Annotated in this window: 10 protein-coding genes; 5 read left to right on the forward strand and 5 right to left on the reverse strand. The window is 51.2% G+C overall.

The features are described from left to right. Positions 1-149 precede the first annotated feature (149 nt). Complete coding sequence (locus C8E01_RS05320; protein WP_116542333.1) at positions 150-2,081, forward strand: ABC-F family ATP-binding cassette domain-containing protein; 1,932 nt, start codon at positions 150-152, stop codon at positions 2,079-2,081. A gap of 397 nt (positions 2,082-2,478) precedes the next feature. Beyond that, positions 2,479-2,961, forward strand: a complete 483-nt coding sequence (locus C8E01_RS05325) for a hypothetical protein (RefSeq protein ID WP_116542334.1) — start codon at positions 2,479-2,481, stop codon at positions 2,959-2,961. Positions 2,962-2,981: 20 nt separating this feature from the next. Here C8E01_RS05325 and C8E01_RS05330 read toward each other — a convergent pair whose 3' ends face one another. Then, positions 2,982-3,743 (reverse strand): DUF2490 domain-containing protein, encoded by a 762-nt coding sequence (locus C8E01_RS05330; protein WP_165820569.1) that lies wholly within the window; start codon positions 3,741-3,743, stop codon positions 2,982-2,984. Positions 3,744-3,840: 97 nt separating this feature from the next. Between C8E01_RS05330 and C8E01_RS05335 the strand changes: the two genes are divergently transcribed. Continuing rightward, positions 3,841-4,917, forward strand: coding sequence for a sensor histidine kinase (locus tag C8E01_RS05335; RefSeq protein ID WP_116542336.1), 1,077 nt, complete (start codon positions 3,841-3,843; stop codon positions 4,915-4,917). Here the strand turns inward: C8E01_RS05335 and C8E01_RS05340 are convergent. The 4 genes from C8E01_RS05340 to C8E01_RS05355 form a co-directional block, all read right to left on the reverse strand. Next, a complete protein-coding gene (locus tag C8E01_RS05340) occupies positions 4,914-5,312 on the reverse strand; it encodes a response regulator (protein ID WP_116542337.1) in 399 nt (132 codons plus the stop codon). The two genes, C8E01_RS05335 and C8E01_RS05340, sit on opposite strands and share 4 nt — an antisense overlap. Further along, positions 5,287-7,524, reverse strand: a complete 2,238-nt coding sequence (locus C8E01_RS05345; protein WP_116542338.1) for a PAS domain S-box protein — start codon at positions 7,522-7,524, stop codon at positions 5,287-5,289. The genes C8E01_RS05340 and C8E01_RS05345 overlap by 26 nt, the downstream gene beginning before the upstream one ends. Positions 7,525-7,829: 305 nt before the next feature. After that, a complete protein-coding gene (locus C8E01_RS05350) occupies positions 7,830-9,368 on the reverse strand; it encodes a S8 family peptidase (RefSeq protein WP_116542339.1) in 1,539 nt (512 codons plus the stop codon). An 850-nt stretch (positions 9,369-10,218) separates the two neighbouring features. Next, positions 10,219-10,626 carry a hypothetical protein gene (locus C8E01_RS05355; protein WP_116542340.1) on the reverse strand — a complete coding sequence of 136 codons (408 nt, stop codon included), beginning with the start codon at positions 10,624-10,626 and terminating at the stop codon, positions 10,219-10,221. Between the two features lie 255 nt (positions 10,627-10,881). On the opposite strand from C8E01_RS05355, the gene C8E01_RS05360 reads away from it, so the two are divergent. Then, a complete protein-coding gene (locus C8E01_RS05360; RefSeq protein WP_116542341.1) occupies positions 10,882-11,283 on the forward strand; it encodes a hypothetical protein in 402 nt (133 codons plus the stop codon). A 54-nt stretch (positions 11,284-11,337) separates the two neighbouring features. Further along, entirely contained in the window at positions 11,338-11,733 is a 396-nt protein-coding gene (locus tag C8E01_RS05365) for a hypothetical protein (RefSeq protein WP_116542342.1), read from the forward strand. Positions 11,734-11,839: the final 106 nt, after the last annotated feature.

Raw genomic sequence — 11,839 nt, forward strand, 5'->3', positions numbered from 1 at the left:
CGAGGCACATGTGATAATGTTTACCAGTATAGGGCTTTTTGCAGTAGGCAACGTTTTATTCTACGTACGAGGCGACTTTTGGTCTGTGGGCCTTTACGCTGGGGATGTTTCCCAAAATAAGTACCTTTGTAGCTCAGCTTTCCGAATCTATGATCTCAATTAATAACCTTAGCTTTCATTTTGGCAGCCGCCCCATGTACGAGGATGCCAACCTGCACATCAAACCCAAAGACAAGATAGCCCTGATCGGATTGAACGGTACGGGCAAGTCCACGCTGCTGCGCATCATCGTAGGTGAATATAAGCCCGACGGCGGAAGCATCCAAATGAGCCGGGACACCACCATCGGTTTCCTGAACCAGGACCTGCTCAGCTACGAAACGCACGAGAGCATCCTGTCGGTGGCCATGCAGGCCTTTGACGAGGCCATCTCACTGCAGAAGGAGATCGACCAGGTGCTGGTAGAGTTTGAGCATAACTTCCACGACAAGCTGGTGGACAAGCTGGCATCGCTGCAGGAGCGTTTTGAGGCGCTTGGCGGCTATACCATGCAGGCCGAAGCCGAGTCGATCCTGGAGGGCCTTGGCTTCACAACCGAGGAACTGAAACAGCCGCTGGCCTCTTTCTCGGGTGGCTGGCGCATGCGCGTGATGCTGGCCAAGATCCTTTTGCAGAAACCCTCGCTACTGCTGCTCGACGAACCAACCAACCACCTGGACCTGCCTTCTATTAAATGGCTCGAGTCTTACCTGGATCGCTTTGAGGGAGCCGTGGTGATTGTGTCGCACGACAGGGAGTTCCTGGACAAGACGACCAATATCACGGTGGAAGTGTCGGGCGCAAAACTGAACTTATACCCGGGCAACTACAGCTTCTATGTAGAAGAAAAAGCCCTGCGTAACGAGATACAGAAAGGCGCTTACGAAAACCAGCAGGCCCAGATCCGGCAGACAGAGCGCTTTATTGAGCGCTTTAAAGCCAAGGCGACGAAAGCCAAGCAGGCCCAAAGCCGCATGAAGCAGCTCGAGCGCATGGAGCGCATCGAGGAGGTGGCAGGGGAAGCGGCGAAGGTGAACTTCAGCTTCCGCTTCAATGTGCAGCCGGGCCGTCACATCTTCCGGCTGGAGCACATGAGCAAAAGCTTCGGCAGCAAGCTGATTTTCCGCGACACCAACGTGCACATCGAGCGGGGCGACAAAATTGCGCTCATCGGTGCCAACGGCAAAGGTAAGTCCACGCTGCTGCGCATCATTGCCGGCACTGAGCCCATACAGGGCAAGCGCGAAATGGGGCATAACGTGATCATGTCTTTTTATGCGCAGCACCAGCTCGAAGCCCTGAACGTGGAAAATGAAATTCTGCAGGAGTTGCAGCAGGCCGGCTCCGGTAAAACAGAGGTAGAGCTGCGCACACTGCTGGGCTCTTTCCTGTTCACCGGCGATGATGTGTTTAAAAAGATCAAGGTGCTGTCGGGAGGGGAGAAGAGCCGGGTGGCGCTGGCCAAAACGCTGATCTCGGAGGCCAACTTCCTCATGCTCGACGAACCGACCAACCACCTGGACATGCAGTCGGTTAATATCCTGATTCAGGCGCTGGAGCAGTACGAGGGTACGTTCATCATCATCTCGCACGACCGCTATTTTGTGGAGAATGTGGCCACCAAGATCTGGTACATCGAAGACTACCAGCTCAAGGAGTACCCCGGCACTTACCACGAATTTGAGACGTTTCAGGAGAAGCGCGAGAAGGAGTCAAAACGTGAAGCCGCTGCTGCGCCAGCCCCAAAGAAGGACGAACCAAAGCCGAAGCGTGACAACAGCGAATTCAACGTGCTGAACAACCAGCTGAAGCAGGTTAACCGCCAGATAAGCGAACTCGAAAAGCAGGTGCAACAAATGGAACAAGAGCTCGCCAAATACGAAACCGAGCTGGCGGACCCGAAGGTATACGGCAACCCTAGCCTCTTGCAGGAAACCTCCCAGAAGTTTGAATCTGTGCAAAAAGAACTGGACACCGTTAACCAGAAATGGGAGAACCTGATGCTGGAGGCCGAGGAGTTAGAGGGACAGCTGGGAAGTTAGAAAGGAAAGTACGTGGGTAGTATTAGATTAAAATACAAAGGAGAGTTGTCATTCTGGAAGAAACCTGGCAGAAGGGAGGTTACGCCGATGCGGCTTGCCCACAAGATCCTTCCAGGATGACAAAACAGGGTGAGCTAACACTGCTCTTCTGCTTATAAGTGTTACCATTCAAATTAGGGAAGTCTGGTTAGGGCCAGATGATGTGATTTATAATTGAAGCAGCAAGCCATGGGTTTGCTGCTTTTTTTTGTGCTACATGGGGTTTATTCAGCTGATTGCCAATGTGGAACCTGTGGAATTACCCTATACTTTAATGCAATAATATGCGTATATAAAAATTGTACTTTGAGATAAAGTGCTTTTTTGCTATTTTGTTCCTCATACGCACCTTATACCTATGAAAGCTTCCTTACTCCTGTTGCTGCTTGGTTTGAGCAGTGTACTGAATGTCTCCTTTGCGCAGCACGGCGGCGAAATTATTGTACAGAAAAAAGGCCTTGGTTTTGCCTACTACCAGCAAGGCAGTCAAATCAGCAAAAAGCAGTTATTGCACATCCTGGATCAACATCCGGAAGCGCGCAAAGAGCTTCAGAAGGGCCATCGCAATACGCTTCCGGCTTCTGTGCTCACCTATGCGGGGGGCCTCCTGATCAGCTACCCGATGAGCAAACAGCTGGTAGGCACCCAACCCAACTGGCTGGTCTCAGGAGCAGGGGCAAGCATGCTGACCTTCAGCATCCCATTCGCCGGCGCCAAAATGAAACGGGAGCACCAGGCCATTCAGGTATACAACCAAGGACTGCAGTCAGCCAAACGCCAGCATACGGATCTTCGCGTTGGCTACGCCTATAACCGTGCTTCGTTCGTCTTTACCTTCTGATCAGTTAATCTCCCTGTACTTCAGGGCTGCACTTCCCGCCGCCAGTCCAGGGTATGAAACAACCACACAACCAGGGTATGGTTGCTTGTAAATCGGCCAGGCGTCGCCGTCTGTACATAGCGGTTCATATAACCTGTCTGCAGCATCAGTCCCCGGTAGCGGGCGGCAGCCATCAGCGAAATGCGGTTCTGGTCAAAAGGGGTCGCGGCTCGCTCTCCCAAGTTCATCAACAGTTCGTTGCCCAAGGCCAGACTGGGTAGTATACCTTTAAAGGTCAGGGTCGGGAAGTTGCGTCGCAGCACCGTTTGCAGGCGGGCCCGGTGGTTAAAGGTATAGTCCTCCGACAGCTCGCCGGCCACTATGCGCTGGCGGTAGCGCAGGTCCCAGCGCAGGCGATGCTGTAGCTTAAAGTTTCCACCAATCGGGGTCGGTATAACGACTTGTGCCCAGGGTCTGTGCTCCCGGCGCCGAAGTTGGCCGCCTACCGGCAGACGCGCATGCGCATAACCTGCTGTTAGGTCAATGCGGTGTGGAAGGTGCGTCGTAAGGCCGGTGCGTGCTATGCCAAAGCCCCCCGGAATGTAGTGGATATCATTCCAGATAGAAAATCCCTCCGAAATCCGAGCCGCTGTCATGTAACCGAACCAGAGCTGTTCATCGTGCTCTACCTCTTTCTGCTGAGCGGCTGTGTTTAGGGGCAAGAGCAACAACAGCATGAAGCTGCAGACCAGGCAGGGTGCTCCCCGCATCAGGTTGTTAGATAAATTTTTACGTCCTGGCATAGCATACACGAAGATAGTGGAAAATACATAAGCACAGCGGGCTCTTAACATCCCGCCCGCTGCCCCGTATTTACGAAGATGCTAACGCCCCCAATTTATGAACAAACTAGACATACTTCACCAGATAGGAGAACAGAGCTCAAAAGTCTTATTTCAATATAATCTCAGGCAACATAAATTCGACTATCTATCGCCAGCTGTGTACGACATCTGGGAGATAGCGGAATCGCAGTTGCAGGAGCTGCCCCAGCTACTGCTTGACTCCGTTATCGAAGAGGACCGCTCGGCCATTGAGCGCTGCTGGCACAAACTATTGAAGGGAGATCATGTGGACGAGATCGTACGTATCGAGCGGCACGGACGCAAACGTTATATACGCTACATCGCACACCCGATTCAGGATAGTGCCCGGCATGTGATCGCTTTGGCAGGTATGGCCGAGAACGTGACCCGGCAGCAGGATTTTATCAATTACCTGACGGAGTTCGGACAACGAAAGAACAGCGCACTCGAAATGGTAGTGCACGACCTGCGTGGCCCTTTAGCCGTCGTTAAAAGTGTGGCCTCCCTGCTTCGTAGGGAGCATAATGATAAAAATCAGGAGATAATGCAGTTTACAGACATTATCGAAACTGCTTGCACCCAGTGCACGGACCTGATCCAAGATCTGCTGAGCGAAGAGCACCTGCAGTCGCCGGAGGTATATGTGCACAAAACCCGCGTGGACATGAGCGAGCAGATCCGGAATGTGGTGGAATTTTACAAAAAAGGCCAGATGGTGCAGCAGCAGTTTGTGTTGCAGCTGCCGGAAGAGCCCCTGATGGTGTCACTGGATCAGATCAAGTTCTCACAGATACTGAATAACCTGATCTCCAATTCCATCAAGTTCACGCCTCAGGATGGCACCATCACCATTCGTGCTTTCCAGGATGGGGGAGAGGCTGTTGTAGAGCACAGCGACACCGGTATCGGTATACCGGAGCACTTGCTCCCTGCCTTATTTGAGCGGCGGAGCAGCGCCTCCAGAACGGGCCTGAACGGAGAGGAATCGCGCGGGCTCGGGTTGTCCATCGTGTATGAACTGGTGAGGCTGCAGGGGGGTAGCATCAGCGTGCAGAGTAGGGAGCAGGCAGGAACACGCTTCACGGTCAGGTTGCCCATGTATGATGCCTAGGAGCGCCCCTTGCGTGAGCGTTTGATGTAATCCAGGCTTTCTTCGTTGAACGGTTTGTGCAGGAATCCGCGCACAAGCGGATAATCACGGGACTGATCCTTGTCGCTGGTAGCAATGGAGGAGGTCAGGATGAACACATCCAGCTTTCCCTGAAGCGCGCCTTCATAAGGGCGCAGGATGTCCAGAAAATCCCATCCGCTTTTAACCGGCATGTTCAGATCAATTAGGATGACGTCCGGCAGGGGGGCAGAAACAGGTAAACCTAAATCGGCCAGTGCATCATCTGCCGAGGTATACGTGCAGATCTCCCTGGCAAAGCCCGCTTGCTCCAGTACCAGAGAGGTTAGGTAAATACTGATGTCATCATCATCAATTATGTATACCTTGCTGACCATAGGCGGCGTGCTTAAAATGTAAAGTGAAGGTAGTTCCCAATTCCGGCTCACTGTCTACCTCGATTTCTCCCCCGATGGCGTTCATTTGCATTTTCACCAGGTAAAGCCCGATGCCTTTGCCCTCAGGCCCTGTGTGAAAGCGCTTATAAAGCTGAAACAGATGCGGCCTTACCAGTGCCAGGTCCATTCCTCTGCCATTATCCTTTACATGTAGTTGCAGACTGTCTTCTTCCCTTACGCTATTTAACGCAATAAGTAAGTCGCGTTGCGAAGATTTATACTTGATCGCGTTGGATATGAGGTTGTGCAGGATGCTGTACACGTAGGCGCGGTTGGCCCAGAGCAGGTCATCTGCCTGCAGGTTGAGCACAATACGTCCTTCGGTCTGGCTGAGCAAATGCTGCAGGCTCTGCACCACTTCGCCCGCCACTTCGCTCAGGCTGACCATTTCGTGGGCCGCCTGCAGGTTAGAGGAGCGCACGGCCAGTATCTTGTTCAGGTCGCTGATCACATCGTCGAGTCGGCGGGCGGATGTCTCCAGGTTCTGCAGGCCCTGCATAAAGCGGTTGCTGTTGCGGTCGAGCTTTTGCAGCACCGTTGAGAGGCCGACCAGGTTAGCAACTGGCGCGCGCAGGTTGTGCGACACAATGTAGTTGAACTGCTGCAGATCCTGATTCTGATGGTACAGGTGCTCCGTGGTTTTGAGTAGCCGCTCCTGATCGAGCTTGCGCTCGGTGATATCGGTGTGGATGTAAACGTGCTTTTCGATCTGGCCCTGCTCATTTGCGATCGGCGAAATGGTGACGTCGGCCCAGATCATCTCTCCGTTTTTCTTGTAGCTGCGCATTTCCTTCCGCATGGGCACACCCAGAGCCAACTGCTCCCTTACCCAGGCAATCTCACGCGGGTCTGCGTCAGTGGAGGTGAGGATGGTGCTGGGGCGCTTGCCGGCAACCTCCTCCAGCGTATAGCCGGTGACGTTGCAGAAAGCCTCGTTCACCCACTCTATTTCGAGGTTGCTGTTGGTGATGATGACGCCATTGGTGGTCTTGCTGGCCACCAACGAAAGTTTACGCCGCTCTTCCTGCGCAGCAACCTGCTCTGTTATGTCTACAAACGAGACCAGAATGCCGTCTGCAAACGGACTCAGCGTAAAGCGCAGCACGGCACTTATACTACTGAAATGCTCTTCGAACTGAACGGGTTTTCTGTTCTTGGCCACCTCTAAGCATTTCAGCTGAAACTGAGAACCCACCAGGAAAGGATATTCTTCCCAGATGTGGCGGTTCATCAGATCGTCGAGGGAGCGACCCAGAAAATTGGCGAAAACCGTATTACCAAAGCTGTAGCGCCATGCCGTATCCAGTGCAAAAAAGCCTTCTACCATCCCCTCCAGTATGTTGTGCAGTTTCTGTGCCTGCGCTTTTACAAGTAGGTTTGCTTCTTTTTCGTTTGTGCTGTCTTTGGCGATGCACTGTATGGCAAGCACACGACCCTCCAGCACTACCGGTAACAGGTTAGCAGACAGGTAACGTTTTGTACCATTGCGGTGCCTGATGCAGGTTTCGAAATTGAGGGACTGCCCGGCAAGCGCTTTGTAAAAAGCCTCAAATGCTTCCTGGCGGTATGCTGGCAATAGAAAGTCAGCAAAGTTACTTTCCGGGAAATCCTCACGGGTATAGCCGGTCAGGTTGACCACAGCATCGTTGCAGGCTTCCACACGACCGTTTGTGGCAATCGTGAACACCAGATCGGGGTTGTTGAAGAAGAGCGCTTTGTAGTAGGCCTGGCTTTCTTTTTTCTGCCGCAGCGCCTCCATTTTAGTTGTAATATCACGGGAGTTGGTGACAAGGCCCCGCACATGCGGGTTGTCCAGCATGTTGGTGGACACGCAGCTGAGCCAGCGCCAGTCCCCGTTTTTAGCCATGAAGCGGAAAGGAGAAAGCGCCACCTGTTTGACGCCACCGTACGTCAGATTGTAAAGCTCTTTACGGATGTCGTCGGCATCGTCGGGGTGGATGAGGTTGAGCACATTGGTGCCCAGTAGATCTTTAGAGGTATAGCCCAACTCAGTATGAATAGAGTCCGATACGTACTGGTAGTCACCTTCCCAGTTAAGCACCGTGATGAGCTCGGATCCGTGGCGTACAATAGAACTATAGAAATCTGGGGTTAGTACCAGTTCTTCAGGTGGCGTAAAATTTACCTTCATAGAGGTGCATTAGCTAAAAACTTCCTGAATGTAATTGTAATTAGGCAATATGGGTTCAAATGTTCGTCAATATTTATCAGATTATTCTAAATGTAGAAAACTGGCTGTTTTATATCCTATATCTGGTATAAAAGCATGAAACCCGATACAGAACTGACTCTTGCTTAAGGTATAGGATTTAGGTTTGTATTTGGATAATTAGGTTAATGGGTTGTGACCATGGTTTACTGCCGCAGCGCCTGTATAAAAAACAACGGCCGGACAGTATTTCTACAGTCCGGCCGTTGTTATGAGCGTGTGTCTACTTATTCTGTTACGGCACGGTGCGCATTCAGACGACCATAACCATAATAAGGATCGCGGCCTGGTTTGCCCAGATCGTCGGCAGTGGCGCGCATTTTGGCCAGCACACGGGCCGGGTCCATATCCCCACCGTTCTGACCAATGATGAGCGCCGCTACGCCTGCCGCATGCGGAGCCGCCATACTGGTGCCTACGGACCAGTAGTAAGAAGCAATTGACGGGTCCAGGTTGCTGCCTGAGCTAAATACATAGTCAAAAACATAGGCAGGCCGGGTTAGTGTTCCTATAGTAGCGGACTGTAGTCCCAACTGTTCATAATAAAATATAAAGTCACCACCTGGCGCTGCAAAATGGATGTCGTTTGTTCCGTAGTTAGAGTACGAAGCCAGGTTATCCATAAAGGTAGTGGAAGGGGCCAATGCCCATCCACGCGGCGCTGTGGCCGAAATGGAGATCACATTGGATGAAGCAGACGGTATGTGCATGAGCGACTTGTCCGCATTGCCATTGTTAGCGGCGTTGCCAGCCGAAGCGATGACGGTTACACCATTCCTGGTTGCATAGCGTGTTACCCGGTCTATGGCCAGCAGCAACTCCTGTACTGCCCTGGTGTCGTTCTCATAGAAATCGTCAGAAGGGTCATCCGGCGTGCCGTTGTCGTTGAGGAAGCGACCATTGCGAGGAAGAGAAGCCCCCAGGCTCATGTTGATCACATCAGCGCCCTGCTGCGTAGCATGCACAATGCCTTCCATCATCCAGCCAAAAGTACCGGATCCACCATCGCGCAGCACTTTTACTAGGATGAGTTCCACCTCTGGCGCCACACCTATGATGCCGAAGTCATTGTCTGCTGCGCCAATTGTGCCTGCTGTGTGAGTACCGTGGCTACCTACGCCCGGCAGGGCATAAGACAATTGTTCACCCACTACAAAATTTCTACTTGCGCTTAAATCTATGTTTGGGGCAAGATCGGGATGGTCCAGGTCAAAGCCACTGTCCAGAACAGCTACACGCACACCCTGGCCGCGGGCTCCGGCATTCCAGGCGGCGGGTGCGTGGATAGCCGCATGGCCCCATTGCAGATCAAAGTAGAGGTCCTTATCACCACTGGAAGGCGGGTTCCCATACGCTTCGAGTTCAATGACCTTCATGTCGTCCGGATTGTACCATTGTATATGGAGGTCGCGCACCACGGAGCGCACACCGCTTATCCGGGACGCCTTTCTGATAAAATCAGGGTCTTCGGAATAGACGGCAGCTACACCAGCTCCACCCAACAGAGAAGTTACCCGGCCATTAGCAGCTGCCACATTACCCTCCAGGCCTGCAGGCAACTGGTCGGTTGTCGAGAGCACAAGATAGTGGTTGGTGCGAACGGACACCTTGTTGGGGTTGTCGGTGGACTGAGCCAGCATATCGCTCTGTGAGTTTAGCTCATTTGCCGGTCCCATGTCTTCTTCTGGGTTACAGCCCGTTAAGCCTATAAAGGCAAAAGCCGCTGAGACGAGCAAGTTGTTGCGGGTAAAAAGTCTGTTAGTCATGTTAAAGGTTTTATAGTTAGTAATAGTTAAAAACACAATCTGATGACCTGTACAGACAGACCCGCTCTGCATGGCAGTAAATTCCCCTTCTCAGAACCGTGCCGAGCCCAGATAAGCAGTTGCGCGGTACGGAAGTAGCAATATGCCAATGATTTGTTAACTGTTATTGTAAACGAGATTTTAACAATACGCAGGCTGCTATACTATTGTTATATTAATTTTAAATTTAATTATATTAATAATGATCTATATAGAATAATTGTATTTTACTGTAAGTCAGTATCCTTTTACGGTGGATATGAAATTAACACATGGGCAAGAGCAGATTGGTGGCGAACAGGTTGTACGAGAGTGCATTTAAGTGGCTGTTTGAGTTTGTGATATGCTCGGCGAAGCAGGCAATTACCTTGGCTTCGATGTTGTGATCGGCAATCCGCCGTACGACCAGTAGAAAATGCTCTGCGACTTTAAGCTATATCTGAAAAAACTTTGCAACGTATACCTGGACCGCCGACTTGCGTGTATACTTTGTAAATTGCTTAATAGAGATGCTGGTAGAAGGCGGTCAGTTCAGTTGCATTGGGGGCATTAAATGGATTGGGTATAGACGGGAACTCTGTGTCTATACCTGTTCTTTTGAAGAAGGTGGATCATTCAGACAAATGCGATTTAGGAAGACACTGTCAGTAATGGCCGGATCTGGAAGCACTCCCGAAAAATAATTTAAAAAAGATTACAACTTTTTAATATAGACGAGCGTATATATAGAAAGCTTAGCGAAAGCTCATTTTGTGAAAGTATAAGCGGCTCCGGGGGTGAACGACCGGGGCCGCTTTTTTTTGTGCCTGTATTATTCTTTTAACCAGTCGAGGGCCGCGGCAGGTGTCGTGAACGTTGCCACTTCGTAGGATAATGCGCCAGCCTTGCGTGCCGCTTCGATGTTGCGCTGGGCACGCGCCTCATGTTCCGGGTCAAACGGCTGCACGCGGGCTACCTTCACCAACCTCGTCTGCGACAGCATGGCTGCCAGGTCCAGGGTCAGCTGCCGGTTCTCTTCATCATCAATCTCTATGGAAGTCGTGCGGGCATCGAGCAACAACTTGCGCACATCGTAGTTTCGGATCGTCTGCACCATAACCTGCAGACTGTGTTTGATCTCTGACAGATGATAGCGCTGCAGGTCGGGGTAGCGCACCTGCAGGATATCGGTAGCAGGTTCGTACTCTAATCGCAGTATGCTGTTTTGCAAAAGAATCATGGGCTGAGACGCGTTCTGGAGAGTTTCGGAAATGAAACGGTGTAAGATACAAAGCAGCAGCTAAGCGGTCAAGCCAAAGTGCGACCTAGTCATTAATTTATGCTAAAATTACAAAGAGGTTTTGATTTTAAAACGGGAAACCCTTAATTGCAAACCCTTGTCGAAATAGCTAGGTGGAGCACGCTGGCGATAAATTTGTGGAAACGATACTGTCGCTATGCAACAAGCTATACCTGCCCTACAGACCGTATTGCAATGATAATATACAAAAAGGACTATATAAGCATTGCCTACTACAAGCCGGAGCAACTGCTCGAGATCACCTGGCTGGCCTATGCTTCCAGCGCGGCGTACCGCGAGGCAATGCTACATTACATTGAAGCGCTGCAAAAGTACGAAGTAAAACGCTGGTTGGGAGATTACCGGCAGGCCCGGGTGGTGCGCCTGTCAGACCAGCAGTGGACAATAGAAGAGTGGGCTCCCTTGTTCTTCGAGCAAGCGAATCAACTGGAGAAAATGGCCCGCGTCAGGTCAACTGACATCTCAGCCCGGATCAGTTCAGAAAACATGTACAAGTCCCTCGATTACACACAGCTCCCATACCCTTACATGGAGTTCGAGCTGTATGGCAATGCCCGCAACTGGCTGCTCGCCTAGGTACCAAACAGTTGCACAGTACTTTCAAAAACGCACCACACCCTGTAAACCCAGATGATCATTCCCAACAAATTCCTGAAGCTTGATTACAATCCCACCCACGATATCCTGTTTGTGGAATGGCCCAATATGCATGATTATACCATGCCAGAGGTAGCCTATATCATAGATGAGGTGGTAGGAGCTGTGCGCAGCTATGACATCAAGCGCATCCTGACCGATACGACGCAGTCGAAGATTACGGTGCCGATGGAGGAGTACGCCAAAATTATAAACCAACTGGCGCTACAACTGGCTACCACACGGCTGAGCAAATTTGCCAAGTTAAACACTGCTGATGCTGACCGGGAAGCGATTTCCTCTAATGCAGCCGCCCTGGTGGTTGGATCCATCGCTTACCGCAGTTTTGCCAATACAGAAGAGGCCATCGCCTGGCTTGTTGAAAGTTAGAGAGTTTAGAAGTTTAGGAGTTTGAGGCTCAGGACTAATTTTAAAAAGTGAAGATATCTGGGATAAACAGATATTCACTATAAACTAACTCAACTACTTCGTATAC

The sequence above is a fragment of the Pontibacter virosus genome (assembly GCF_003096355.1).
Lineage (GTDB): Bacteria > Bacteroidota > Bacteroidia > Cytophagales > Hymenobacteraceae > Pontibacter > Pontibacter virosus.

Coding starts and splice junctions, on each gene's coding strand:
- C8E01_RS05320 (WP_116542333.1), top strand. CDS start 150: ATGATCTCAATTAATAACCTTAGCTTTCATTTTGGCAGCCGCCCCATG.
- C8E01_RS05325 (WP_116542334.1), top strand. CDS start 2,479: ATGAAAGCTTCCTTACTCCTGTTGCTGCTTGGTTTGAGCAGTGTACTG.
- C8E01_RS05330 (WP_165820569.1), bottom strand. CDS start 3,743: ATGCCAGGACGTAAAAATTTATCTAACAACCTGATGCGGGGAGCACCC.
- C8E01_RS05335 (WP_116542336.1), top strand. CDS start 3,841: ATGAACAAACTAGACATACTTCACCAGATAGGAGAACAGAGCTCAAAA.
- C8E01_RS05340 (WP_116542337.1), bottom strand. CDS start 5,312: ATGGTCAGCAAGGTATACATAATTGATGATGATGACATCAGTATTTAC.
- C8E01_RS05345 (WP_116542338.1), bottom strand. CDS start 7,524: ATGAAGGTAAATTTTACGCCACCTGAAGAACTGGTACTAACCCCAGAT.
- C8E01_RS05350 (WP_116542339.1), bottom strand. CDS start 9,368: ATGACTAACAGACTTTTTACCCGCAACAACTTGCTCGTCTCAGCGGCT.
- C8E01_RS05355 (WP_116542340.1), bottom strand. CDS start 10,626: ATGATTCTTTTGCAAAACAGCATACTGCGATTAGAGTACGAACCTGCT.
- C8E01_RS05360 (WP_116542341.1), top strand. CDS start 10,882: ATGATAATATACAAAAAGGACTATATAAGCATTGCCTACTACAAGCCG.
- C8E01_RS05365 (WP_116542342.1), top strand. CDS start 11,338: ATGATCATTCCCAACAAATTCCTGAAGCTTGATTACAATCCCACCCAC.